Origin of the sequence: Trujillonella humicola (assembly GCF_046233715.1) — a bacterium.
GTDB classification, from domain to species: Bacteria; Actinomycetota; Actinomycetes; order Mycobacteriales; family Geodermatophilaceae; genus Trujillonella; species Trujillonella humicola.
The window spans coordinates 42,423-67,345 of the sequence record NZ_JBJNRJ010000011.1 but is presented as its reverse complement, the minus strand read 5'-3'; the positions used below and the strand labels follow the sequence as shown (position 1 = coordinate 67,345).

Genomic DNA, 24,923 nt, shown 5'->3' with positions numbered 1-24,923 from the left:
CGAGGGCCCGGCGCGGTCGATCGCGCCCAGATCCGAGGAGGGCACCATCGACGAGGCCGTCGCGCTCGAGAACGAGCCGGTCGAGGTCGAGGCCGACGACGCGGCACTCGGCTGGCGCGCCGCGCGGACGCGTCAGGCCATCCTGGACGCCACCCGTCAGCTCTTCCTCGACCAGGGGTACGCCGGGACCCGGATCAACAACATCACCGATGCCTGCGGGATCTCCCGGGCCGGCTTCTACACGTACTTCAAGGACAAGCGCGAGGTCTTCGAGGTGCTGGGGGCCAGCGCGTACCGCGACACGATCGACGTGATCAACGGCTGGGACGCCCTCCCGCGCCCCTGCACGCGCGAGGACGTGGAGTCCTGGATCCGCCGGTACTTCCAGCTCCTCGACCGGCACGGGGCGTTCATCTTCGCGTCCGCCCAGTCGGCGCCGACCGACGAGGAGTTCCGGTCCTCGGCGAGACGTCTGCAGATGCGGAGCGGCTGGCTGCTCGGCACGGCGCTGCGCAGCCGCCAGAAGGAGCCCACGGACGCTCCCGAGGCCCTCGGACTGGCCGTCCAGGCGATGCTCGACCGCTCCTGGTACCAGTGCCGCGTCCAGCGACTGCCGGTGGACGAGGACGACATGATCCGCACGGTCACGTCGCTCGTCGCCGCCGTCCTGGAACTCGCACCCACCCCCACCCGCCGCGGGGCCTGACGAGCGGACCCGCCCCGCGGGTGTGCCCGACCCACCACGGACGCCGAGGCCCCGGCCCCGCGAGGGGACCGGGGCCTCGGCGTCCGCAGAACGGCGATCAGGCGGAGACGAGGTCCGGGTTCTCGGCGGGGTTGCGCACGGGCAGCCCCAGCAGCCGGCGGGCGTTGTCGCCCATGAAGTCGCGGGTGCGCTTCTCGTCCATGCCCTCGGCGTAGCGGTAGTAGTCCTTGGGCTCGGCGAGACCCTCCGGGTGCGGGTAGTCCGACCCGAACATCACGCGGTCCCAGCCGACGGTCTCGACGACGTCGGCGACCGAGCCCTCCCAGAACGGGCTGACCCAGACGTTGCGCCGGAAGACCTCCAGCGGGTGCTCGGGGAAGGCCTGCGGCATCTTGCCGTAGGTGTCCTCGAGGTCGTGGAACAGCGGCCGGATCCACGACGAGCCGTTTTCCACGCTGGCGATGCGTAGCTTTGGGAAGCGGGTCAGAGTGCCGTGGCAGATCAGGCTGGTGATCATGTCGGCGATCTCGCGGTGGCCCAGGGCGACCCACCGGAACGAGCTCATCGACGTGAAGTTGTTCGTGCTCGGCGGCTCCCACCGGTTGATGTAGTCGTCCAGCGGCGGCTGGCTGGCGTGCAGCACCACCGGGATGCCGGCCTTCTCCACGTCGGCCCAGAACGGGTCGAACTCCGGCAGCGCCGGGGAACGCCAGCCCTTCCAGCTCTTGACCGGGGCCGGCTTGATGAGGATGGCGCGGGCCCCGTTCTCGAGCACGAACTGCAGCTCCCGGCGGGCCTCCTCCACCTGCGCAAGCGTGATGACCGGGGTCATGAAGAGGCGGTCGGCGTGGGTGAAGCCCCACTGCTCGAGCATCCACTGGTTGAGCGCGTGGATCATCGCGACCACCAGGTCGGGGTCCTCGGCGGCGGAGTGCTCGACGAGGTTCGCGAGGGTCGGGTAGACCAGCGCCTGCTCGGCACCCTGCTGGTCCATCATCTTGATCCGCTCCTCCGGGGAGCGGAAGGCGGGCAGGGCGTCGATGCCCTTGCCGCCCATCTCCCGGAGGCTGAGCCCCTCGCTGTTCCGGCTCGAGAAGAACTTCTCGTAGGCGCCGGGGGCGGCGACCCGGTCGAACGTCGGGTTGGGGATGTACTCGGTGATCTTGCCGAGGATCGCGATCCTCGTGGCGCGGCCGAGCTGCACGAACTGCACGGCGCGGTGGAACTGCTCCGGCAGGTGGCGCAGCAGCGCGTCCGGCGTCTCGTACATGTGCTGGTCGGCGTCGAAGATCGGCGCGTCGGTGAACTGGGTCACGGGACCCTCCCTCTCACAGGTGCATGCGTCCTGGACTCGTCGACGACGGTACGGGGAGTTGACGAAAGCGTCAACTCGCTGGTGGCGGGTCGGTGGGGCCGCTCCCCCGGACGACGAGCGGCGCGGGAGCCGTCGTGGCTCCCGCGCCCCTCGGGGGTGGTGCCGAGGTCAGCGGGGCTGGAAGCGCTGGCCGCCGTCCAGGCGGATCGTCTCGCCGTTGAGGTAGGAGTTGCGCAGGGCGTGCACGGCCAGGTCCGCGTACTCGGCCGGCAGACCCAGGCGCCGCGGGAAGGGCACGTTGGCGGCGAACTTGGCGAGGGCCTCCTCGCCGACGCTCTCCATGATCGGCGTGCGCATGGTGCCCGGGGCGATGCAGACGACCCGGATGCCGACGCTGCTCAGGTCGCGCGCCGCCGCCAGGGTCAGCCCGACCACCCCGCCCTTGGCGGCGGCGTAGCTCGACTGGCCGATCTGTCCCTCGAACGCCGCGATGCTGGCGGTGGTCACGACCGCGCCGCGCTCGCCCTCGTCGCCCGGCTCGGTCCGCGCGATCGCCGCGGCGGCCAGCCGCAGCACGTTGTAGGTGCCCGTCAGGTACAGGTCGACGGTCTTCTTGAAGCCGGCCAGCCCGGCCGGCGAGCCGTCGCGCTGGACGACCTTTTCGGCCACCCCGAAGCCGCCGTGCGAGGTGACGGCGAAGCGCAACGGCCCGAGCTCGCCCGCGGCGTCCACGGCGCGCTGGACCGCATCGTCGTCGAGGACGTCGGTGCGGACGTAGCGCACCGTGTCGCCGAGCTCGGCGGCCAGCTTCTCCCCCTTCTCGTCGGCGAGGTCGGCGATGACCACCGGGCTGCCGGCGGCCGCGAGCGCACGCACCACGGCCTCCCCCAGCCCGCCGGCACCTCCGGTGACGAGCGCGGCGTTCCCTGCGAGTTCCATCCGGTTCCCTCTCCTGTCTGTCGGTGATGCGGTCACGTGCCGGCGGCCAGACGGCTGCGCAGCTCATTCTTGGCGATCTTGGCCAGCCCGGTGCGCGGCAGGACGTCGACCAGCTCCAGCTGCTCGGGCAGCTTCTGCGGCATGAGCCCCCTGCCGCGCAGCCAGTCGGTGAGCGTCGCCAGGGTGGGTTCCGGCTGCCCGGGAGCCACGACGACGACGGCGCAGACCCGCTCGCCCCGGTCGGGGTCGGGCAGCCCGAGGACGGCGACCTCGGCCACCGCCGGGTGCTGGGCGAGCAGCTCCTCGATCTCCTGCGGCGCGATGTTCTCGCCCTTGCGGATGATGAGGTCCTTGAGCCGGCCGACGATCTCGATGTGCCCGGTCGGGAGCAGCCGCCCGAGGTCGCCGGTGCGGAAGAACCCGTCGTCGGTGAACGCCCGCGCCGTCTCGGCCGGGTCGGTGTAGCCCCGGCACACCGCGATGCCGCTGACCTGCACCTCACCGCTCTCCCCCGACGGCACGGCGCCGCCGTCGGCGTCGACCACGCGGACCCGGTTGAACGGCAGCACGCGGCCGTCGGTCCGGGCGAGCACCTCGTCGTCGTCCCGGGGATCGGCGACGGCGACCATCGGCACCTCGGTCATGCCGTAGTCGTGGGCCAGCTGCACGCCGAGCACCTCCCGCACCTGCCGGTAGAGGTCCGGCGGACACGGCGCGCCGCCACCCTTGAGCACGCGGAGCGCGGGCAGGAGGGGGCGGTCGGCATCCGCGGCTCGGGCCAGGGCGATCAGCGCGCTGTAGAAGGGCGGTGCCCCGCCCGTGGTGGTGACGCCGTACCGGGCCATCAGGGCGACGGCCTGGTCCGGGACGAAGGCCTCCAGCAGCAGCAGGCCGTAGCCGCCGGTCAGGGCGGAGATCAGGTACTCGATGCCGCCCACGTGCGCCACCGGGAAGCCCATGGCGCCCATCTCGCGGCCGTCGGCACCCAGGCGGCCGTTGCCGGCGAAGCCGGAGCCGGTCGCCAGCAGGCCGGCGTCGGTGTGCCGGGCCCCCTTGGGGGCGCCGGTTGAGCCCGAGGTGAAGTAGATCCAGGCGACCTCGTCGGGGTCGGCCGGTTCGGGCGGCAGGCCGGCGGTGTCGTCGCGCTCCGGCGCCTCGTCGCCGATGACGAGGACCCGCGGTGCGGGCCCGCCGTCCGCGGCGATGCCGGCTGCCATCTCCGCGTAGTCCAGTCCCCGCCAGCTGCCCGGCACCAGGAAGTACTCGGCGTCGGTGGTGCGCAGCGCGACGGTCACCTCGCGCTCGCGGTAGAGCGGGATGACCGGGGCCTGCACGGCGCTCAGCCGGCGCAGGGCCGCCATCACGAGCACGGTGCTGATCCGGGTCGGCAGCTGCCACGCCACCCGGCTGCCCGGGCCGATCCCCTCGGCGTGCAGGGCGGCGGCCACCCGGTCGACCCGCTCGGCGAACTGCGCGCAGGTCACCTGCCGGTCGGCCTCGTCGACCAGGAACAGCGCGTCCGGGGTCGCGCCCGCCCGGGCGCGCACCAGCGCGGGGAACGTCGGCGCCTGCAGCAGCCAGGGCCAGTCCCCGACCGCGACCGCCGTCTCGGTGGTGCTGGTCACACGCCCTCCTCGAAGACGTACCGGACGACGAGATCTGCCATGCAGGCCGGCTTCGCCGCACCCTCGATCTCGACCGTCGTGCGCGACACGAGCTGGGCCGACCCCGCGCCCGTGCGGTCGACCGAGACCACCGTCCAGCGGGCCCGGAGCCGGCTGCCCACGGGCACGGGCGCGGGGAACCGGACCCGGTCCAGGCCGTAGTTGAGCGCCATCCGGCTCTCCACCCGGCGCAGCTGGTTGGCGAACCACGGGACCAGCGACAGGGTGAGGAAGCCGTGCGCCACCGTCGTCCCGAACGGTCCCGACGCGGCGCGCTCGCGGTCGACGTGGATCCACTGGTGGTCGTTGGTGTCGTCGGCGAAGCCGTCGACCCGCTCCTGGTCCACCGTCAGCCAGTCGGTCGGGCCGAGCTCGCGCCCGACGACGGCCTCGAGGTCGGCGATGCTCCGGTAGACCTCCACCTCCTGCGCGGCGGGAGCGCCGACCGGCGTCACCGCGTGCTCAGCAGCATCGTGCCGGCCACCGGTCCGCCGCCGACACCGACGACGGCCACCTCCGGCGCGGCCGGGGCCTGCCGCTCCCCGCCCTCGCCCCAGAGCTGGACGCAGGCCTCGTGCAGGAAGCCCATGCCGTGCAGCCGTCCGGCCGACAGCTGGCCGCCGCTGGTGTTGAGCGGCAGCTCGCCCTCCCGCGAGATCCGGCCCGGCTCGTCGAGGAACGCCCCCACCTGGCCGTGCTCGCAGAAGCCCATCGCCTCCAGCCACATGACGGTCAGGAAGCTGAAGCCGTCGTAGAGCTCGGCGTGCTGGACGTCGGAGGGCCGCAGGTCGGTCCGCTCCCACATCGTCGCGGCGGCGTCGTGCGCCGCCATGGTGGTGATGTCGGCGCGCTGGTCCCACGTCGCGCGCTCGTACATGCCGGTGCCCACCGACTCGACGGTGAGCGGGTGCCGGGGCAGACCCGCCGCCGCCTCGCGCCGCGACACGATGACCGCGGTGGCGCCGTCGCAGGGGATGTCGCAGTCGAACAGCGACAGCGGCTCGGAGATCATCCGGCCGGCCAGGTAGTCCTCCATGGTCATCGGCTCACGGAAGATCGCGTCGGGGTTGAGCCCGGCGTTGCGGCGCGCGTTGATCGCGATGGTGCCGAGGTGCTCGCGGGTGAGGCCGAAGTCGTGCATGTACCGCATGGCGGGCATCGCGAGCCAGTTGGCCGCGGAGATCCCGCCGTACGGGCCGGCCCACTCGAGGTGCCCGCTGACCCGGGTGCCGGGCCGGAACAGCACCGACCCGCGGCCGGCGTTGGCCTGGGCCGTGGACTCCCACACCGACCGGAACACCACGACGTGGTCGGCCAGCCCGAGCGAGACGGCCATGCACGCCTCGATGGCCGGGCCGATCTGGCCGGCCGTGTCCATGGCGCCGCAGTACCAGCGGCTGCGCAGGCCGAGCGCGTTGCGCAGCTGCATGACGTCGGCACCGGAGAAGCCGGGGTCGGGTGCGCCCGGCCCGGGGTAGCTGGCGACGCCGTCGATGTCGTCGGGGGTCAGGCCGGCGTCGGCGATGGCCCGCAGGCAGGCCTCGACCGTCAGGTCCAGGCCGCTGCGCCCGAGCCGCCGGCCGACCTGGGACTTGCCGGCGCCGGTCAGGACCGCGCGGCCGTCGAACGGGCCGCCCCTCACGCCGCACCTCCGCCGACCGGGCGGAACAGGGGGAGCCACACGTCGTCCCACTCCTCGAAGAAGACCTCGACCTCGGTGCCGATGCGGACGTCCTCGACCGGGACGCCGACGACGCTGGTCATCACCCGGACGTCGGGCTCCTCGGCCAGCTCAACCATGGCGACCACGTAGGGCGGGGGCAGTGACGGCAGCCACGGCTGCCGGTTGATGGTGAAGGCCGCGACGGTGCCGCGGCCCGACACCGGCTCGGGGCCGACGTCGGTGCTGCGGCAGCGCCAGCAGGACGGCGCCGGCGGGTGGAAGAAGCGCCCGCACGAGCGGCAGCGCAGCACGAGCAGCTGCCCGTTCTGGCCGCCGGTCCAGAAGGCCCGGGATTCCATCGACAGCTCGGGCAGCAGCCTCATCTCGGGCCGCTCGTACCCCGCGACGACGGTGTCGGAGGAGGTCATGGCGTTCCTCTCAGTCTCGGTCGGTGGAGAGCACGGTGACAGCCGAGACGGCGGTCGGCCCCCCGATGTTGTGGGCCATCCCCACGCGCGCGCCGTCGACCTGGTTGGCCGCCTCGCCGCGGAGCTGCTCGAAGATCTCGAAGCACTGCGCGACGCCGGTCGCGCCCGGCGGGTGGCCCTTGGCCTTGAGCCCGCCGCTGGGGTTCACCGGCTTGCTGCCGCCGACGGCGGTCGCGCCGCCCTCGACGAGCTTCGCGGCGCCGAACCGCTCGGCGAAGCCGAGGTCCTCGTAGCTGATCAGCTCGACCCCGGTGAAGCAGTCGTGGACCTCGGCGACGTCGATGTCCTCGGGTCCCAGCCCCGCCATGCCGAAGGCCGCGCGGGCCGCCTTCACGGTGGCCGGGAAGGTCGTCATGTCCCGCTTGTGCTGGTGCATGACCCGGTCCAGACCCAGCCCGACGCCGCGGACCCAGACCGGGCGGTCGGTGTAGCGGTCGACGACCTCCTCGCCCACGATCAGCAGCGCCGCCGCACCGTCGCTCTGCGGCGTGCAGTCGTACAGGCCGAACGGCTCGACCACGCGGGGGGCGTCGAGCGCCTGCTCCATGGTGATCTCGAAGCGCATCTGCGCCTTCGGGTTGGGCACCGCGTGCCGGTGGTTCTTCACCGCCACCATCGCCAGGTGCTCACGCGTCGCCCCGGACTCGTGCAGGTAGCGCGAGACGTGCAGCGCGAAGTTGGCCGGCGCGACGAGCCCGAGCGGGTAGTCCCAGGCCATGTCGCGGGTCAGGCCTGCCCACTCCCAGAACGTGCCGCGCGCAGAGGACTCGCGGACCTTGTCCGCACCGACGACGAGGGCGACGTCGACGTGACCCGAGGCCACGGCGTAGGTGGCGTTGCGGACGGCGTCGTTGCCGGTCGCGCAGGCGTTCTCCACCCGCGTCACGGGGATGTCCAGCAGCCCGCACGAGTCGGCGAGGATGCCGGAGGGGAAGCCGTCGGTCGTGGTCAGCTCGCCGAACCAGGCGGCCTGGATGTCGGCCCGGTCCAGCCCCTTGTCCACGCTGGCGGCCATCTCCGAGACCGCCATCGGCAGCAGGTCCTTGATGCCCAGCCCGAAGTGCTCACCGAAGGCCGTCATGCCGGCCCCGACCACTGCCACGCGCCTCATCGGGCGGTCTCCTTCTCCTGCTGCGGGGCGACCGAGGCGACCGTCACGCCGGTCTCGACGATGCCCTCGGTGGTGGTCTGTGCCGCGTCGTCCGGCGACCCCGGGTCGTCGGGGAGGAAGCCGTAGCCGTAGTCGGGGACGCCGGAGCGGACCGCCACCCGCCGCAGCACCAGCCGCCCGCGGTCGCCGATCTGCACGGTGCCGGGGACGGCGCCGGTGACCTTGACCAGGGCCCGGGTCTCCACGCCCCGGTCCAGCTCCACGATCGCCAGCGAGTACGGCGTCGGCAGGCCGGGCACCGGCACGTGGATGGTGACCGTGGAGTAGACCTCACCGGAGCGGGGCAGCGGCGTGAGCGTCCAGCCGGCCTCCGACCCGCAGGCCAGGCAGCGGCGGCGCGGCGGGAAGGCCAGCGTGCCGCACTCGCCGCACGTCCCCGCCTCCCAGCGCAGCTTGGGCTCGAAGGCCCGCTCGTAGGCCGGCAGGGAGATGCTGATGTCGGGACCGGAGGTCCAGGTGTACGCCGGCGCCGGGCGCGGTGCGGGCTCGTCGCGGTGCACGGTGGGCGAGCCGACGACCGTGGCCGCCGTGGCCGAGCCCTGCTCGACGGCCAGTAGGAGCCCCTGCGGCGCGGACTCCGCCAGGGCGGCCAGCGCGAACAGCGTGGAGCTGGCCCCGGTGGTGGGCAGGGCGGGCGGCCGGCCGCCGGCCAGCGCCGCGGCCTGCTTGGCCGGCAGGCCGGCGACCACGTCCGGCTTGGCCGCCAGGTCCAGCCGCTCGACAGCGAGCCCGACCCCGCGCTCCCGGAGCAGCCGCGGGTCCTCGTAGTCGCGCACGACGCCGTCGCCCGACCGGGCCCGCACCGGCAGGCTGCGCACCACGCGGCTCTCCAGCGTCAGGTCCGCCCCGGTGTCGCCGACGAAGGCGGCTGCCGCCCCGGCCGGTTCGACGTCGGCGGCCACGACGAGGGTGCCGGCGGAGGCGTCGGCCAGGGCGTCGAGCACGGCGGGCGCCCCGCCGACCTGCTCGACGACCTGCACGTCGGGGGCCAGGCCCAGCCCCGCCAGCAAGGGGGCGCCGTTGCCCCCCTCGAGCAGGGGCAGTTCGCGGGTGAGGAAGACGACGCGGCGCACCGCGGCCGGGTCGACGTCGGCGAGCGCGGCCTGCCCGGCGGCGACGCCGAGGGTCACGGCGTCCTCGTCGGGACCGGCCGCACGGGCCCGGTCGGTGCCCCAGCGCGGCAGGTACGTGCCGACCGTGGAGATGGTGGTCATGGGTTCCTCTTCCGGAGGTGGGAGGTCAGGAGACGACGCGCAGGCCGGCGAGGCCGCTGGGGGCGGTGCCGAGCGCGACGCGCAGGCCCGCGTCGATCTCGGTGGCGTCCAGCCGCTCCCCCGAGCGGGCGGTGTGCCCGCGGCGGACCGACCAGTGGTCGACCGGGTGCACGGTGGACCCGTCGATCCGCAGCACCCGGCCGGTCAGCCAGCCGGACTGCTCGGAGCACAGCCAGGCCACCACGGGTGAGGAGTTGGCCGGGTCCAGCGGGTTCCAGGCGTCGCCCTCGGCCGTCCAGCCGATGGTGGCGCTCATCCGGGTGGCCGCGACCGGTGAGATGCAGTTCGCGGTGACCCCGTAACGGCCCGCCTCCAGGGCGGTGGTCTGCGTCAGGTTGGCGATGCCCGCCTTCGCCGCCCCGTAGGCCGCCTGGCCGACGTTGCCGGTGAGCCCGGCCCCCGAGGTGGTGTTGACGATGCGGCCCGACACCGGGCGCCCGGCCTTGAACTCGGCGCGCCAGTGGTCGCACGCGTGCTTGGTGAGCGTGAACGTGCCCTTGAGGTGGACGGCGACGACGGCGTCGAAGTCGTCCTCGGTGAGCGAGGTGATCGTCGCGTCGCGCACGAAACCCGCGTTGTTCACCACCGCGTCCAGCCGGCCGAACCGCTCCACCGTGCGGGCGACGAGGCCGCGCATCGCCTCCCAGTCGGTGACCGAGCCGGTGTCCTTCACCGCCGTGCCACCCGCCGCGGTGATGGCGGCGACCACCTCGTCGGCGGGGTCCTCGCCGGACTGCTCGCCGCGCAGGGTCACGCCCAGGTCGTTCACCACGACCGAGGCGCCCTGGGCTGCCAGCTCGAGGCAGTGCCCGCGGCCGATCCCCCGCCCTGCTCCGGTGACGATGACGACGCGGTCGGTGAGCATCCGGTTCTCCGGAGCTGCCACGGGTTGTCCCCTCTCGAACATGGGCCGCACCACGCGCACGCGGGCGGCACAGCGACACTAGGACGGAGTTGACGACTCCGTCAAACACCTCGCGGACCGACAGCGGAGCCGGCTGCGCCGGCGCGGGCAGGAGGCGCGAAGCCCGGGTTGACGGACACGTCGCCGCGGTTCACGACAGCGTCGTGACGGTGTGAAACAGCGGGGTGCGTGCCCCGATCGCCCGCCGCCCGACGACGGCATGCCAGGAGTCGGCGTCCCCGAACTCGGTGCGCCAGGACCACAGCCGGGTCGACCAGAGCCGCAGGGGATGCTCGAGCGTGAAGCCGAGCGCGCCGTGCAACTGGTGCGCGGTGGCGGCGACGGGTCCGGCGGCAGCGCTGGTGCGGGCCTTGGCGACCGCGACGGCCAGCTCCGCGCGCTCGGTGCCGAAGCCGTCCTCGCCCACGATGCGCAGCGCCGCGTCGGCGGCCGCCCGGCCGGCCGTGGCCAGCGACGCCGCCTCGGCCACCAGGTGCTGGACGACCTGCAGCCGGGCGAGCGGGCGGCCGAACTGCTCCCGCTCCGTGGTGTACCGGATGGTGAGCGCGACGGCCCGCTCGGCCGCGGCGGCCAGTTGCACCGCCCGGGCGAGGGCACCGCGCAGACGGAACTGCGCGGCCGCCCCGGGCGGCGCGGTACCGACGATCGAGCACGGCGCCCGGTCGAGGACGACGTCGTCCCGGGGCTCGCCGGCGGCATTCGCGCCGGAGCGCAGCACCCACGCCTCCCGCGGCAGCGACGCCACGACCTCCTCCCCCGACCCGTCGCCGGCGAGCACGACGAGCGCGGTCGCGTCCCGTGCCCACGGCACCCGCTCCAGCCGCCCGGACAGCCGCCCGCCGTCGCCGGGTTCGACGACCAGCGGCCCGGCCGCCGCCGTCAGCGGTCCGCCGGGGACCGGCAGGCCGGCCGCGCCAAGCAGCCAGCCGGCGAGCTCGGTCTCGGCGAGCGGGAGCGGCGCCGCGTGGGTGGCGCCGGCAGCGAGCACCAGCGCCGCGGCCGCCGGTCCCGCGCCTCCCCCACCGGCCTCGGCGGGCACGCCGAGCAGAGTGAGCCCGGCCTCCTCGAGCGTCGACCACAACGCAGGGTCGAACGTGGGAGCGAGGCCGGCCGTGGTCGGGTCGAGCGAGTCGGACAGGACGTCGTCGGCGAGGCGGGCGAGCGCGGCCAGCTCCCCGGCGTCCAGCCCTCCGGCGTCGGCGGGAGCGGCCCCGGTGGTGGTCATCTCATCCCCAGTCCGCGGGCGACGACGCCGCGCAGTACCTCGTTGGTGCCGCCACGGAGCGTGAACCCGGGCGAGTGCAGGAGGGCGTCGGCCAGCATGCGCGCCAGGCCGTCGTCGGCGAGGGGATCGGGCTCGATCCCCAGGACCGAGACGGCCACGTCGACGACGTCCCCCTCGAAGCGGGTGCCCAGATCCTTGACCAGGGCGGCGGCGACGTCGACCGGGTCGCCGGCCTGCAGGCCGGCCGCGACGGACATCGACAGCTGGCGCAGCGTCCACAGGCGGGCGACGAGCTCACCGACCCGGACGGCGTGCCGGTCGTCGCCCCGGCGGGCCAGCTCGGCGACGGTCGCGGCGAGCAGCGGGACGGTGGAGAGGAAGCGCTCGGGGCCGCTGCGTTCGAAGGCCAGCTCGCCGGTCACCTGCGCCCACCCGGCGCCGAGCTCCCCGAGCACCATCGAGTCGGGCACGAACGCCCGGTCCAGGACCACCTCGTTGAAGTGGTGGCCCCCGGTGAGCAGCCGGATCGGCCGGACGTCGATGCCCGGGCCGCCGAACTCGACGACGAACTGCGACAGCCCGACGTGCCGGTCGCGGCCCTCCGGCGGCGCACTGCGGGCCAGGACGACGAAGGCGTGCGCTCGATGCGCCCCCGACGTCCACACCTTCGTCCCGGTGAGCTCCCAGCCGCCGTCGACCCGCTCGGCCCTGGTGCGCACCGCGGCCAGGTCCGAGCCGGCGTCCGGCTCGCTCATGCCGATGCCGAAGAAGTACTCACCCGCCGCGATCCGCGGCAGGAAGCGGCGGCGCTGCTCCTCGGTGCCGTACCGCAGCAGCGAGGGCGCGGCCTGCCGGTCGGCGACCCAGTGCGCAGCCACCGGTGCACCGGCGGCGACGAGCTCCTCGGTGACGACGTAGCGCTCCAGTGCGGTGCGACCGGCACCTCCGTACTCCCGGGGCAGCGTCATGCCCAGCCAGCCGCGGCGGCCCAGCTCGGCCGAGAAGCGGGGGTCCCAGCCGCGCAGCCAGGAGTCGTCGTGCGGGGTCCAGCGCCCCTCGGCGAGCTCGTCGGCGAGGAACGCCCGGACCTCGGCGCGCAGCTCGTCCAGAGCCGGATCCGGCCGCGGCGCACGCGGCGCCAGGATGGTGGACACGGGAGCAACGTAGCGGACAGCTAATTCATCTACCTATACCTCCCGCGACAGATCCCCGGCCGTACCGCTCCCCTGCCGGACCGTTCAGCCGGGCGCGAGCGGCGGGGCCGGACGCGGCGGCAGGGCCGGGTGGGCGGCGTACCGGACCGGGTGGCCGATGCGGACACCGCCGTCCGGCCCCGCGACCAGCACGCCCCGCTCCCGGAAGTGCGGGTGCTCGAGCACCTCCGCGCGCGAGCGCACCGGAGCCGCCGGGACCCCCCGCGCGGCGAGTGCGGGCAGCAGCTCGTCCCGGGTCCGCGTCGCCAACGCGGCCACGAGGACGGCCCGCAGCTCGCCGGCCCGTGCGATGCGGTCGGACGCGGTCAGGCCGGCGTGGCCGTCGAGGCCCAGCTCCCGGCACAGGGCGTCCCAGTAGTGGTCCTCGCTGTACACGCCCAGGGCCACCCAGCCGCCGTCGGCGGTGCGGAAGGTCCCGCCCGCCGGCCCGAACTCCGCCCCCGGTGGCATGGGGACGACGGGGGGCCGGGCCCCCGTGATCCAGCTGGCGAGCAGATCGGTGATCGACACGTCGACGTGGTCCCCCTCGCCCGTCTGTCGGGCCCGCAGGACCGCGGCCAGCACCGCGAAGGCGGCGGCCAGGCCGCCGGCCCGGCCGGCCACGTCGCGCCCCATGGGCAGCGGCGGCTCGTCGCCGCGCGAGGTCATCGCGCCCGCGTGCGCCTGGAAGGTGAGCTCGTGCCCGCCCTCGGCGGAGAGCGGGCCGGTCCGGCCGTAGCCGGAGACCGAGCACAGGACGATCGCCGGGTTCGCCTCCGTGAGCTGCGCGAAGCCGACGCCCAGCCGCTCGGCCACGCCGGTCCGGAAGTTCTCGACGACGACGTCGGCGCCGGCGACCAGCTCCCGCAGCGTCGCCCGGCCGGCCGGCTGCTTGAGGTCCAGGACGACGCTGCTCTTGCCGGCGTTGAGGTCGTCGAAGCGCACGCGGTCGGGCCGGATCCGGTCCCCACCGGGCGGTTCCACCTTCACGACGTCGGCGCCCAGGTCGGCCAGCAGCCGGGTGGCGTACTGACCGGGCTGCCACAGGCTCAGGTCCAGGACGCGCAGACCGGTCAGCAGGGGGGTTGCCACACGTCCTCCGGGGCTCCGGGCGCCGTCGCGTGCGGCACGCCTCTTGACGATAGCGTCAGCGGGCGCCGGAGCGCCCTGCCGACCGCCACCACCGGCCCTCGGTCAGCAACTTGACATGACCGTCAGAAGGCGATGACATGGACCTCCACCAGCACCGTCCGGGGAGCCCGCTCCGCCGTCCCCGGGATAGGACGAAGGGACCGCAGCCCATGCACACCAGCGCGTCGACCTCCCGGTCCCGGCCGGCGACGGCATGAACCCCACCGCGCTGGACGCCGCGACCGGGGAACTCCTGGCCGGGTCGCTGCGGGAGCTGTTCGCCTCCCTGACCGACGGCCGCCGGCTGGGCGCCGAGCTGGACGAGCTGGGCTGGGCGGAGGTCCGCGCCGAGGACCCCGCCTGGGCGACGACGCTGCTCTTCGCGGAGCACGGCCGCGCGCTGGCCACCTCGCGGGCCCTCGACGACGCCCTCCTCGCCGAGCTGGCCCCCGTCCTCCCGGCACCTGACCGGCCGCGCGCCGTCCTCCACCCCGACCTGGCCGGCGGCGAGGTCCCGGCTCCGGCCGGTGCCCCGCTGCGGGGGCTCCTGCTGGGCGATCTCGCGGACGTGGCCGAGGTCGTCGTGCCGGTGTCCACCGCCGGGGGCACCGGGGTGCTCGTCGTCGCACCGGCCGCGCTGGCGGCCGCGCTGGCGCCGGCAACCGGTTTCGACGACGCTCCCGGCTGGCAGCGGGTGACCGGCGCCGCCGTCGCCGGCGAGCCGGTGCCGGCGGCCGCCGAGTGGGAGCGCGCGCTCGCCGCCGGCCGCCGGGCCCTGGCCGCCGAGCTGATCGGCGTCTGCGAGGCCGCGCTGGCGCTGGCCGTGGCGCACACCTGCGCACGCGTCCAGTACGGCCGGGCGATCGGTTCCTTCCAGGCCGTCCGGCACCGGCTGTCGGAGGCCTTCGTCGCCGTCCAGAGCGCGCGCTCGACGCTCGGCACCGCCTGGGTCGCCGCCGGGCGGCCGGACGCCGCGTGGGCCGCGCGCCTGGCCAAGCTGCGGGCCGGGCGGGCCCAGGCGGAGGTCATGCGGCACGTCGTCCAGGTGCACGGCGCCATGGGACTGACCCGCGAGAGCGACGTGCACCGCTTCGTCACCCGGGCGGCGGTCCTGGACGGGCTGCTCGGCAGCTCCCGGGAGCTCACCGCGGCCGTCGGTGCCGACCTGCTGGCCGGCGCGGACCCGCTGCCGGTCGTCGAGATCTGAGAGAGGGCTGCTGCGATGACCGAGGACATGGACGCCTTCGTCGCCGAGGTACGCGCGTTCCTCGACGCCTCCGCCCCCCGGCGCGAGGACGCCGGGGGCGACGTGCGGTGGGGTGAGGGCATCGATCGGATCTCCTACTTCAGCACCGACCCGCCCGACGTCGACCGCGCCAAGGTCGCCGAGGCGCGCTCCTGGCAGAAGAAGCGCTACGAGGCGGGCCTGGGCTGGATCACCGGCCCGGCGGAGTACGGCGGCCGGGGCCTCTCGACGGTCCACGACCTGGTCTACGACGGCCTCGAGGCCGAGTACGACGTCCCCGACACCGGCGTCCTGTCCCTCATCGGGCTCGGCATGATCGGGCCGACGATCCTCGCCCACGCGCAGGACCACATCAAGCAGCGCTACCTGCCCGCCATGTACGCCGGTGACGTCATCGCCTGCCAGCTGTTCAGCGAGCCGTCGGCCGGATCCGACCTCGCCGGCCTGCAGACCCGCGCCGTCCGCGACGGCGACGACTGGGTGCTGAACGGCCAGAAGGTCTGGACCTCCATCGCCCAGCACGCCCAGATCGGCGTCGCGCTGTGCCGGACCGACCCGGACAAGCCCAAGCACAAGGGCATCACCGCGTTCGTCGTCGACATGTCCACCCCGGGGGTGGACGTCCGGCCGCTGCGGCAGATGAGCGGCGGGTCGGAGTTCAACGAGGTGTTCCTGACCGACGTGCGGGTGCCCGACGACCACCGCCTCGGCGAGGTCGACGGCGGGTGGCGGGTCGCCCTCACCACGCTGATGAACGAGCGGGCCAGCGTGGGCGGGGAGGGCGCCGGGCCGGCCGGCAAGGCCGTCGCGCTGCCCTTCCTGACCGCGCTGCTCAAGGCCAACGGCCGTCTGGACGACGGCGCGCTCCGCCGCCGGCTCGCCGAGCTGTACGCCGACCAGGCGGCCACCGAGTACCTCAACCACCAGGCGGTGCGGCGGATCCGGTCCGGCGCCCAGCCCGGTCCCGAGGCCTCGGTCTCCAAGCTGATGTACGGACAGAACCTGACGCGGGGCGCCCACTTCGCGGCCGAGGTCATCGGCCCGCGGCTGATCGCCGACACCGGCGAGTGGGGCACCTACAGCTGGACCGAGCTGCTGCTGTCCACCCCGGCCCTGCGCATCCTCGGCGGCACGGAGGAGATCATGAAGAACATCCTGGCCGAGCGGGTGCTCGGCCTGCCCAAGGAACCCGGGTCCGACGCGACCACCCCGTTCCGGGAGCTGCGCCGGTCGGGAGGTGCGGCGTGAGCGAGTCCGCCACCCAGGCCGAGCTCGACGAGCTGCGCAGCTCGGTCCGCGACTTCCTCGCCGACCGGTCCGGCGAGGAGCACGTCCGCCGGGTCATGGAGTCCGACCTCGGCCACGACCCGTCGGTCTGGGCGCAGATGGCCGAGCAGCTCGGCCTGCAGTCGCTCGTCCTGCCCGCCGAGCACGGCGGCGACGGGTACGGCCCCGTCGAGTTGCGCGTCGTCCTCGAGGAGATGGGCCGCGCCCTGCTGCCGAGCCCCTTCTTCTCGACCGTCGTCCTCGCCGCCACCGCGCTGGTCGCCTCCGGTGACCAGGCCGCCCAGGCCGCCCACCTGCCGGGCATCGCCGCGGGTAAGGCGACGGCGACCCTGGCCGTCGCCGAGGCCGACGGCCAGTGGCGGACCGACCGGCTGGCCACCACCGCGGTGGACACCGGGTCGGGCTGGACCCTGAGCGGGGAGAAGTCCCTCGTGCTCGACGGCGCCACCGCCGACGTGCTGCTCGTCGCCGCCGCCACCGACCGGGGCCCCACCCTCTTCGCCGTCCCCGGGGACGCGCCGGGGGTCACCCGCACGCCCCTGCGCACCCTGGACCCGACCCGGCGGCTGGCCCGGGTCACGTTCGCCGGCGTCGCCGCGGTGCCGCTCGGCAGCCCGGGCTCGGCCGCCGGCGTGGTCGACCGGGTCCTCGACGTGGCGACCACGGCACTGGCGGCCGAGCAGGTCGGCGGCGCCCGTGCCTGTATGGAGGCCGCCACCGGCTACGCCCGCGAGCGGGTGCAGTTCGGCCGCGCCATCGGCTCGTTCCAGGCGGTCAAGCACAAGTGCGCGGACATGTTCGTGCGCGTGCAGCTCGCCGAGGCCGCCGCCACCGAGGCCGCCGACGCCCTGGCCGGCGTGGAGGGGGCACCCGCCCCCGGCGTGGCCGCCGCCGTGGCCCACGTCGTCTGCTCGGAGTCCTTCCTGTTCGCCGCCGCGGAGAACATCCAGGTGCACGGCGGGATCGGGTTCACCTGGGAGCACCCCGCCCACCTCTACTTCCGCCGGGCCAAGTCCTCCCAGCTGCTCTTCGGCGGTCCCGCCGTCTACCACGAGCGGCTGCTGGCGCAGCTGGGCGTGTGAGCGCCCCCGTCGCCGTCCCCGGGGTCCCCTCCGGGGCGGACGTCGTCGCCGGTCCGGCGGGCCCGCGGCTGCCCGGGCTGGCGCCGAACCTGGCCACCATGGCCCGGGAGACGGTGCGGCGCTCCCCCGGCGCCGAGGCGGTGGTCGACCTCGGCACCGGCCGGCGGCTGGACCACCGCGAGCTGTGGGACGGCGCCGCGCGGGTGGCCGGCGGCCTGCGCGACGCCGGTGTCGGCACCGGGGACCGGGTCGCGATCCGGCTGCCCAACGGCGCCGACTGGTGCCTGGCCTTCCTCGGCGCGGTGCTGGCCGGTGCGGTGCCCGTCCCGGTCAACACCCGGCTGACCGGGGCCGAGGTCACGCACGTGGTGACCGACAGCGGGGCGGCGCTCGTGGTCGACGGGGCGCTGCCCGACGGCCGGCCGGCCGACGCCGGGGCCGAGGACGCCGACCCGGATTCCCTGGGCGCGATGTTCTACACCAGCGGCACGACCGGCCGGGCCAAGGGCGCGATGCTCTCGCACCGGGCACTGCTGTCGGCCGCGGAGCAGTGCCGGCTCGCCCTGGAGCTCGGCCGGACCGAGCCGACCCGGACGCTCGTGGCGGCGCCGCTGTTCCACGTCCTCGCCGCGGGCATGCAGTGGCTGCCGGCCCTCGCCGCCGGCGGGGCGGTGGTGATCCTGCCCGCGTTCGAGGTGGGCGCCTGGGTCCGGGCCATCGGCGAGGAGCGCATCGACCTGCTCAACGGCGTGCCCGCGATGTACTGGCAGGCCCTGCGGTCCCCCGGGTTCGCCGGGCTGGACCCCTCCGGCGTCCGCCGGGTCGTCTACGGCGCCGCGCCGACGCCCCCGGCGCAGGTCGCGGAGCTGATGCGGACGTTCCCCGCGGCGCAGCTGCGTCCGGGCTACGGCCTGACCGAGGCGCCCTGCGTGACCGGGCTGGAACACGCCGACGCGCTCGCGCACGCCGACTCGGTCGGCCGGGCCGTTCCCGCCACCGACCTCGCGCTGCTCGGTCCCGAGGCCGGCGACGGGATCGGCCAGCTGCTCGTGCGCGGGCCGCAGGTCATGAGCGGCTACTGGCAGCGGCCCGAGGCCACCGCCGAGGCGATCGTCGACGGCTGGTTGCACACCGGCGACCTGGTGCGGGTCGACGACGCGGGGCGGGTGCACGTCCTGGACCGGCGCACCGACCTGATCAACCGGGGCGGGGAGAACGTCTACTCCGTCGAGGTCGAGGCGGCGCTGTCCGCCCTGCCCGCGGTCGGCGAGGTGGCCGTCGTCGGGGTGCCCGACCCGAGGCTGGGGCAGCGGGTCGGTGTGGTCGTCGTCCCGCGGCCCGGCGAGGCGCTGACCCCGGGCGACGTCGTCGCGTTCGCCCGGGAGGTGCTGGCCGACTTCAAGCGCCCCCAGCACGTCGTCGTCTCCGCCGAGCCGCTGCCCCGCAACCCCGGCGGCAAGGTCGACAAGGCCGCCCTGCGGGCGTCGGCCGACTGGGGCCCGGTCCTGCGGTGAGCGCCGACGCGGAGGGCCCGCCGCAGCTGGGTCCCCGCGCGGCCAGGACACGGGACGCCATCCTCGCCGCCGCCCGGAACCTGTTCCTCCGGTCCGGGTACGCCGGCACCACCGTCGCCGACATCACCGAGGCCTGCGCCATCTCCCGGGCCGGCTTCTACAGCTACTTCCGGGACAAGCGCGAGGTGTTCACGCACCTCGGCCGCAGCGTGCACGCCGAGTGCCTGACCGTCGTCGACGGGTGGTCGGGGCTGCCGGCTCCCGCCCCGCCGGAGGCCGTCGCCGGCTGGGTGCACCGCTACTTCTCCTTCCTGGACCGGCACGGCGCCTTCGTGCTGGCCGGGGCAGTCGCCGGGCCCGCGGACGCCGAGTTCCGGGAGGCCTCCCGCCGCAGCCAGCTGCAGGTGGCCCGCCGCCTCGGCCGGCGGCTCCAGGCCCGCCAGCCGGGGGCTCCGGCGGAGACCCCGGCGGTCCTCGGACTCGCCGTCATCGCCCTGGTGGAGCGTTCCTGGCTGCACGCGCGCACGCCGGCGCTGGGGGTGGACGAGGGTGACATGGTGCAGGCCGTGACGGTCCTGATCACCGGCGTCCTGGGCGCCGGCCCGCCCACCGACGGCGCAGTCCCGGGCGGCACCCCCTGAGACCGGCCGCCCCGTCGACCGGCGGGGCGCTACCGCAGCGACGCAGGAGTCGACGATGACCCTCCCCCTGGCCGGCACCAAGGTGCTCGAGTTCTCCGAGCACGGCTTCGTCCCCTCCGCCGCGGCCGCGCTGGCCGACCTCGGCGCCGAGGTGGTGAAGATCGAGCGCCTCGAGGGCGACGCCATGCGGCAGATCGTGCGCTCCGGGCTCGTCGCCACGGTCGACGGCTACGACTTCATGTTCGAGTTGGTGAACCGGAACAAGCGCGGCATAGCCCTCGCCGTGCAGACCCCGGAGGGCCGGCAGGTGTTCGAGCGGCTGGTCCGGTGGGCCGACGTGTACATCACCAACCAGCTCCCGCGGGTGCGCCGCAAGCTGCGGACCGAGCCCGACGACCTCTTCGCGCTCAACCCGAGGCTCGTCGTCGCCCGGGGGCACGGGCAGGGCCAGCGCGGGCCCGACGCCGAGGCCGGCGGGTTCGACGGGGTCTCCTACTGGGCCCGCGGCGGCGTCTCGCACGTGCTCACCGACGAGACCGCCCAGCAGCCGACCCAGCAGCGGCCCGCCCTGGGCGACATCCCCTCGGGCATGTTCCTCGCCGGCGGCATCTGCGCCGCCCTCGTGCACGTGCTGCGCACCGGGAAGGGCACCGTGGTCGACACCTCCCTGCTCGGTGCCGCCGCCTGGACCCTCGGCCCGGACCTCGGCTACAGCTCGATGAGCGGCACCCAGATGCCGGCCGCCCGGGCGACGGACCGCAGCCCGCTGACCCGCCAGTACCGCACCGCCGACGGCCGCTGGCTGACGCTGATGATGCTCGACGAGGCGCGCTACTGGGCCCAGGCCTGCCGCGCGCTCGGGCTCGACGACCTGGTCGACGAGCTCGCCGACCCCGGGGCTCGGCGGGCGGCGTGGGAGGTCGTCGACGCCCGCATCCGCACCACGGTCGCCGCGCTGGACCGGGACGAGGCCGAGCGCAGGCTGCGGGCGGAGGGGTGCATCTTCGCCGTCCTCGCCGCGCCGACCGAGGTCCTGCACGACCCCGCCGTCGAGGCGAACGGCTACCTCATGGCGCATCCGGAGCACCCCACCCTCCGGCTGGCCGCGCCCCCGGTCCAGTTCGACGACACCCTGCCCGCGGTCCGCCGTCCCGGGCCACGGGTCGGCGAGCACTCGGTGGAGGTGCTCGGCGAGCTCGGCTACGGACCGGAGGCGATCGAGGAGCTGGTGGCGGCCGGAACCGTCGGGACACCGGCGGGCCGGCCCGCCGCTCAGCCGCCGAGCTGACGGCGGTTGCGCTCCAGGACCGCCCGCCGGCGCTCCTCGAGCCCCGCGTGGTCGGCGCTGGCCGGGTCGGCCTGCCAGTGGCCGGCGAGCTCGGTCTCCGCCGCGAACGCCCCACCCAGGACGGCCCGCTCCCCCGCCGCGTACTGCGCCTTCAGCCCGGCCATCGCCGCCGCCGGCACCTCGGCCGCGGCCGAGGCCAGGGCAACCGCCCGGTCCAGCAGCTCCGCGTGCGGCACCACCTCGGTGACCAGGCCGAGCCGCTCGGCGCGGGCGACGTCGACCACCTCGCCCGTCATCGACATCCGCCGAGCCGCGGCGGGTCCCACCCGGGCGGGCAGACGGACGGTCATCCCACCCCCGGGGAGCACGCCCACCCGGACGTGGGTGTCGGCGAACACCGCCCGCTCGGAGGCGACGAGGAAGTCGCAGCCCAGGGCCAGTTCCAGCCCGCCGGTGAAGGCCGCCCCGTTGACGGCGCCCACGAGCGGCTTGCGCACGAGCGCGGCCTGACCGATGCAGTTCTCCGTGTCGAAGCGGGCGAAGTACGCCGCGCCGTCGCGGGCGGCCTCCTTGAGGTCGACGCCCGCGCAGAACGCCGGGTAGCTGCCGGTGAGGACGGCGGCGCGCACCCCCTCGTCGGCGTCCACCTCGCGCAGCGCCCGGTACAGCGCGCTGATCAGCTCGCCGGACAGCGCGTTGCGGGCCTCCGGCCGGAGCAGGGTGAGCACCCGCACCGCCCCGACGTCCCCGACGAGCAGCGGGGCGGTCACCGCGCGACCGCGGCGGCGCCGCGCAACGTGCCGAGGACCTGCTCGGCGGCCTCCGGCGGGCAGTGCAGCGTCATCCGGGTGACCACGTCGCCGTAGCGCCGCAGCAGCTCCGCCCCGACCTGCGCCGGCTCCCCGACGACGGCGAAGGTGTGCAGCACGTCGTCGTCGACGAGGCCGCCCATCTCGGCCCAGCGCCCCTCGCGGGTCATCGCGTGGAGCTCGTCGCCGAGGGCGCCCCAGCCGTGCAGCTCCAGCACGGCGCGATAGGCCGGCGTCGAGGCGTAGAACGCGATCCGGCCGCGCATGTCCGCGACGGCCCGGGCCAGCTCCTCCTCGGTGTGCCCGGTGGCCAGCATCGGGATCCCGCTGACGGTGAACCCCTCCATGGTCGCCCCGGCCAGCTCGCGGCCACGGCGCAGCGCCGGCAGGGACACCTCCCGCAGGTAGCGCTCCGTGCTGAACCCGTGCACGAGGAAACCGTCGGCCACCTCTCCCACGGTCTCGGTCATGGCCTCCCCGACCGCGGCCAGGAACACCGGCGGCGCGCCGTGCGGGTGCGGCGGCGGCACGAACATCGGCGACATGAGGGTGTGGGTGTAGAACTCGCCCTCGAAGTCCAGCGGCGCGCCGGTGTGCCACGAGGCCCAGATGGCGCGCAGCGCCAGCACGTACTCGCGCAGGCGGGCGCGGGGCTGCCCCCAGGGCATGCTGAACCGGCGCGTGACGTGCGCCTTGACCTGGGTGCCCAGCCCCAGGATCATCCGGCCGCCCGACAGGGCCTGCAGGTCGTTGGCCAGCGTCGCGGTCGACATCGGGTTCCGGGCGAAGGCGACCGCGATGCCCGTGCCGAGGTCCATCCGCTCGGTGGCGGTGGCCGCCAGCGCGAGCCCGAGGAACGGGTCGTGGGCGATCTCGCTCAGCCACAGGCCGTCGTAGCCGGCGGCCTCGGCGCGGGCGGCCTCGGCCCGGCAGTCCAGCTGCCCGCTCTGGGCATCCACGGGGTGGTCCACCCGCATCGCGGGCCTCCTGGTGTCGTCCGCCGCGGCGGGATGCGGCCGGAACCGTCAGCGGCCGGCCGGGATCGGGTCCGGCGCGGCCGACCGCGCCCACAGGTCCGCGAGCGCGGCGGCCCGCTCCGTCCGATCGAGGCCGCGCAGGTCGGCGGCGCCGTGCTCGGTGACGACGACGTCGACGTCGTGCCCGGGGGTGGTGACCGGCACGGACAGCCGGTCCACCAGCGTGCTGCCGGCCCCGTGGGCGGCGGGCACGGCGAGCACGCTCAGCCCGCCCGGCGACCGTGCTCCGGCCAGCGCGAAGTCGGGGTGACCGCCGATGCCGCCGATCGCCGCGCCCGGCAGGCCCTCGACGTTGACCTGGCCCTGGCCGTCGATCTCCAGCGCGGTGTTCACCGCGACCAGCGGGGCGCCGGTGGTCAGCCGGGTCACGTCGTGGGTGTGCTCGAGCCGGTGCAGCAGCGGGCGGCCGTCGGCCCACTCGAGCAGCCGCGGCCCGCCGGCGAGGTAGGTGGTCACCGGCGTGCCCAGCAGCAGGCCCCGCGCCTCGAGGTCGACCACGCCCTCCGGCAGCAGCCCGGAGTCGACGAGCACCGGAGTGCGCAGCGCCTCCAGCACCGCGCCGCCCAGCGCTCCGGGGCCGACCTGGACGCGGGCGCCCTCGGGCACGAGGGCCGCCACGTGCTCGGCGATTGCCCGGTGCACCGGACCGGGTGACGTGAACGCCAGCGTGGCCGGGGCCTCGCCGGTCTCCCCCACCAGGACCACCCGGTCCTCCGGCAGGGGCGGCCCCGCCTCGCACGAGGGCATCCGCGGGGACAGGACGCCGGCCACGAGGGCGCCGGCGTCCACCGCGGCGCGCTGCCAGGAGACCTCCGTGCCGAAGCCGAGACCGCCGTCGGGCCGGCGCACGACCGAGGCGACCAGCACGTCGGGCCGCAGCGGGCCGTGCAGCAGGGCGGGCACCGTCGACAGCCGCACCGGCAGCGAGCGCACCAGCCCGGCGTCGATGGGCCGGCGGAGCGAGTACCCCGACATCGTCGTCCGCGCGTCGGCGAACGCCGTCAGGTCCAGGTCGGGGTCGGCGACCGGCAGCCAGCCCAGCAGGAGCCGGACCCCGCCCGCCACCCGGGCGGCGGCGGAGAGCTCGGCGGACACCGACCGCGGGCTGCCCAGCCCGTCGCCGACCAGGACCCGGCAACCGGGCCGGACCAGCTCGGCCAGCGCCGCCGAGCGGGCGGTCACCGGGAGAGGATGGTGACGGCGGCCGTCCCGGGGGCGCCGTACAGCTGGGCGTACCCGACGCGCGCGCCGTTCACCTGACGGTCCCCGGCCCGGCCGCGCAGCTGGGTGACCAGCTCGTGGATCTGCCGGAGGCCCGACGCGCCGACCGGCTCGCCGTTGGCCAGCAGGCCGCCGTCGGTGTTGATCGGCAGCCGGCCCTTGATCTCGGTCTCGCCGGCGGCGAGGAGCTCCTCCTGCTCGCCGTCCGCGCAGAACCCGTTCTCGGCCATGTGGATGATCTCCGAGCCGGCGTCGGTGTCCTGCAGCTGGATGACGTCGACGTCCTCCGGGCCCAGGCCCGCGGCCTCGTAGGCCTCCTTCGACGCGTCGACGGTCGGGCTGGGCGCCTCGGCCAGCGGGAAGGACGGCGAGAGCAGCTCGAAGGCGCCCTCGCGCCGGCTGCGCAGCGTGCTGGCCTTCAGGAACACCGGGGTATCGGTGTACTGCTTCGCGAGGTCGGCGCGGCAGACGACGACCGCCGCGGCGCCCTCGTTGGGGCCGCAGTACATGAACTGCCGCAGCGGGTGGTTGAGCACCGGCGACTCGAGGATCTGGTCCTCGGTCATCGGGGTGCGGCGCCAGGCGTGGGCGGTGGCCTGGCCGTTGCGGAAGGCCTTCGCGGCGACCCGGGCCAGGGTGAGCTCGGAGATGCCGTGGTCGTGCATGTAGCGCTGGATCTTCATGCCGAAGAAGTGCGTGGTCAGGAACAGGCCCAGCTCGCCGTACCAGTCCGGCAGCCCGGACACCGACGGGTGGTCGGAGAAGGCCCCGCGCGGGTGCTTGTCCAGACCCACGGCGATGGCCACGTCGGCCTGCCCCAGCTGGATCGCGTTGGCAGCGGCGAACAGCGAGGTGGCACCGGTGGCGCAGCCGGTGAAGACCGCCCGCCCCGGCACGCCGGTCAGCCCCAGCAGCCCGACTATCGCCTCCGGGTTCTTGACCTCCATGCTGCCCGCGTACAGGGCCTGGATGTCCGACCACTGCACCCCGGCGTCGGTGAGCGCGGCGTAGACGGCGTCCTCGCCCATCTCGAGCGCGGACTTCTTCCCGTACCGGCCGAACGGGTGCAGGCCGGTGCCGATGATCGCGACGTCCGCAGACATG

General features: G+C 75.2%; 23 protein-coding genes and 1 pseudogene. 8 read left to right on the top strand and 16 right to left on the bottom strand.

What is annotated here, in order from left to right:
• Positions 1–19: 19 nt before the first annotated feature.
• Together ACK586_RS08435 and ACK586_RS08430 are read left to right on the top strand one after the other, a co-directional pair.
• Positions 20–262, top strand: a pseudogene (locus ACK586_RS08435) (TetR/AcrR family transcriptional regulator); the annotation flags it as partial.
• 12 nt (positions 263–274) lie between these two features.
• Positions 275–706, top strand: a complete 432-nt coding sequence (locus tag ACK586_RS08430) for a hypothetical protein (protein WP_409330018.1) — start codon at positions 275–277, stop codon at positions 704–706.
• Between the two features lie 97 nt (positions 707–803).
• Here the strand turns inward: ACK586_RS08430 and ACK586_RS08425 are convergent, their stop codons facing one another.
• From ACK586_RS08425 to ACK586_RS08370, 12 genes are all read right to left on the bottom strand, one after another.
• Positions 804–2,021, bottom strand: a complete 1,218-nt coding sequence (locus ACK586_RS08425; protein WP_409330017.1) for an amidohydrolase family protein — start codon at positions 2,019–2,021, stop codon at positions 804–806.
• Between the two features lie 168 nt (positions 2,022–2,189).
• Positions 2,190–2,960, bottom strand: a complete 771-nt coding sequence (locus tag ACK586_RS08420) for an SDR family NAD(P)-dependent oxidoreductase (RefSeq protein WP_409330016.1) — start codon at positions 2,958–2,960, stop codon at positions 2,190–2,192.
• 32 nt (positions 2,961–2,992) lie between these two features.
• On the bottom strand, positions 2,993–4,585 hold the full coding sequence (locus ACK586_RS08415; protein WP_409330015.1) for a class I adenylate-forming enzyme family protein: 1,593 nt from the start codon (positions 4,583–4,585) through the stop codon (positions 2,993–2,995).
• Complete coding sequence (locus ACK586_RS08410; protein ID WP_409330014.1) at positions 4,582–5,079, bottom strand: MaoC family dehydratase; 498 nt, start codon at positions 5,077–5,079, stop codon at positions 4,582–4,584. Before ACK586_RS08410 ends, ACK586_RS08415 begins: the two co-directional genes overlap by 4 nt.
• Positions 5,076–6,266 (bottom strand): thiolase family protein, encoded by a 1,191-nt coding sequence (locus tag ACK586_RS08405; RefSeq protein WP_409330013.1) that lies wholly within the window; start codon positions 6,264–6,266, stop codon positions 5,076–5,078. Before ACK586_RS08405 ends, ACK586_RS08410 begins: the two co-directional genes overlap by 4 nt.
• On the bottom strand, positions 6,263–6,715 hold the full coding sequence (locus ACK586_RS08400) for a Zn-ribbon domain-containing OB-fold protein (protein ID WP_409330012.1): 453 nt from the start codon (positions 6,713–6,715) through the stop codon (positions 6,263–6,265). The genes ACK586_RS08405 and ACK586_RS08400 overlap by 4 nt, the downstream gene beginning before the upstream one ends.
• Positions 6,716–6,725: 10 nt before the next feature.
• Positions 6,726–7,886, bottom strand: coding sequence for a thiolase C-terminal domain-containing protein (locus tag ACK586_RS08395; protein WP_409330011.1), 1,161 nt, complete (start codon positions 7,884–7,886; stop codon positions 6,726–6,728).
• Positions 7,883–9,160 carry an OB-fold domain-containing protein gene (locus tag ACK586_RS08390; protein ID WP_409330010.1) on the bottom strand — a complete coding sequence of 426 codons (1,278 nt, stop codon included), beginning with the start codon at positions 9,158–9,160 and terminating at the stop codon, positions 7,883–7,885. Before ACK586_RS08390 ends, ACK586_RS08395 begins: the two co-directional genes overlap by 4 nt.
• Before the next feature lie 25 nt (positions 9,161–9,185).
• Complete coding sequence (locus tag ACK586_RS08385; protein WP_409330009.1) at positions 9,186–10,106, bottom strand: SDR family NAD(P)-dependent oxidoreductase; 921 nt, start codon at positions 10,104–10,106, stop codon at positions 9,186–9,188.
• A 169-nt stretch (positions 10,107–10,275) separates the two neighbouring features.
• Complete coding sequence (locus ACK586_RS08380; RefSeq protein WP_409330008.1) at positions 10,276–11,370, bottom strand: acyl-CoA dehydrogenase family protein; 1,095 nt, start codon at positions 11,368–11,370, stop codon at positions 10,276–10,278.
• Entirely contained in the window at positions 11,367–12,524 is a 1,158-nt protein-coding gene (locus ACK586_RS08375) for an acyl-CoA dehydrogenase family protein (protein WP_409330007.1), read from the bottom strand. The genes ACK586_RS08380 and ACK586_RS08375 overlap by 4 nt, the downstream gene beginning before the upstream one ends.
• Positions 12,525–12,608: 84 nt before the next feature.
• Complete coding sequence (locus ACK586_RS08370; protein ID WP_409330006.1) at positions 12,609–13,655, bottom strand: CaiB/BaiF CoA transferase family protein; 1,047 nt, start codon at positions 13,653–13,655, stop codon at positions 12,609–12,611.
• A 253-nt stretch (positions 13,656–13,908) separates the two neighbouring features.
• On the opposite strand from ACK586_RS08370, the gene ACK586_RS08365 reads away from it, so the two are divergent.
• The 6 genes from ACK586_RS08365 to ACK586_RS08340 are packed head-to-tail and all read left to right on the top strand — an operon-like array spanning position 13,909 to position 20,752.
• Positions 13,909–14,901 (top strand): acyl-CoA dehydrogenase family protein, encoded by a 993-nt coding sequence (locus ACK586_RS08365; RefSeq protein WP_409330005.1) that lies wholly within the window; start codon positions 13,909–13,911, stop codon positions 14,899–14,901.
• A gap of 15 nt (positions 14,902–14,916) precedes the next feature.
• Positions 14,917–16,188 carry an acyl-CoA dehydrogenase family protein gene (locus tag ACK586_RS08360; protein WP_409330004.1) on the top strand — a complete coding sequence of 424 codons (1,272 nt, stop codon included), beginning with the start codon at positions 14,917–14,919 and terminating at the stop codon, positions 16,186–16,188.
• Positions 16,185–17,309: an acyl-CoA dehydrogenase family protein gene (locus ACK586_RS08355; RefSeq protein ID WP_409330003.1), complete on the top strand. Its 1,125-nt coding sequence runs from the start codon at positions 16,185–16,187 to the stop codon at positions 17,307–17,309. The genes ACK586_RS08360 and ACK586_RS08355 overlap by 4 nt, the downstream gene beginning before the upstream one ends.
• Positions 17,306–18,823: a class I adenylate-forming enzyme family protein gene (locus ACK586_RS08350; RefSeq protein ID WP_409330002.1), complete on the top strand. Its 1,518-nt coding sequence runs from the start codon at positions 17,306–17,308 to the stop codon at positions 18,821–18,823. The genes ACK586_RS08355 and ACK586_RS08350 overlap by 4 nt, the downstream gene beginning before the upstream one ends.
• Positions 18,820–19,464 carry a TetR/AcrR family transcriptional regulator gene (locus ACK586_RS08345; protein WP_409330001.1) on the top strand — a complete coding sequence of 215 codons (645 nt, stop codon included), beginning with the start codon at positions 18,820–18,822 and terminating at the stop codon, positions 19,462–19,464. Before ACK586_RS08350 ends, ACK586_RS08345 begins: the two co-directional genes overlap by 4 nt.
• Positions 19,465–19,519: 55 nt before the next feature.
• On the top strand, positions 19,520–20,752 hold the full coding sequence (locus ACK586_RS08340; RefSeq protein ID WP_409330000.1) for a CaiB/BaiF CoA transferase family protein: 1,233 nt from the start codon (positions 19,520–19,522) through the stop codon (positions 20,750–20,752).
• Here the strand turns inward: ACK586_RS08340 and ACK586_RS08335 are convergent.
• From ACK586_RS08335 to ACK586_RS08320, 4 genes are all read right to left on the bottom strand, one after another.
• Positions 20,737–21,522, bottom strand: a complete 786-nt coding sequence (locus ACK586_RS08335) for an enoyl-CoA hydratase (protein ID WP_409329999.1) — start codon at positions 21,520–21,522, stop codon at positions 20,737–20,739. The two genes, ACK586_RS08340 and ACK586_RS08335, sit on opposite strands and share 16 nt — an antisense overlap.
• The gene (locus ACK586_RS08330; protein ID WP_409329998.1) at positions 21,519–22,520 is read right to left on the bottom strand and encodes a TIGR03617 family F420-dependent LLM class oxidoreductase; all 1,002 of its coding nucleotides are present in this window, start codon (positions 22,518–22,520) and stop codon (positions 21,519–21,521) included. The genes ACK586_RS08335 and ACK586_RS08330 overlap by 4 nt, the downstream gene beginning before the upstream one ends.
• A gap of 66 nt (positions 22,521–22,586) precedes the next feature.
• Positions 22,587–23,780 (bottom strand): acetyl-CoA hydrolase/transferase C-terminal domain-containing protein, encoded by a 1,194-nt coding sequence (locus ACK586_RS08325; protein WP_409329997.1) that lies wholly within the window; start codon positions 23,778–23,780, stop codon positions 22,587–22,589.
• Complete coding sequence (locus ACK586_RS08320) at positions 23,777–24,922, bottom strand: thiolase family protein (RefSeq protein ID WP_409329996.1); 1,146 nt, start codon at positions 24,920–24,922, stop codon at positions 23,777–23,779. Before ACK586_RS08320 ends, ACK586_RS08325 begins: the two co-directional genes overlap by 4 nt.
• Between the last annotated feature and the right edge of the window lies 1 nt (position 24,923).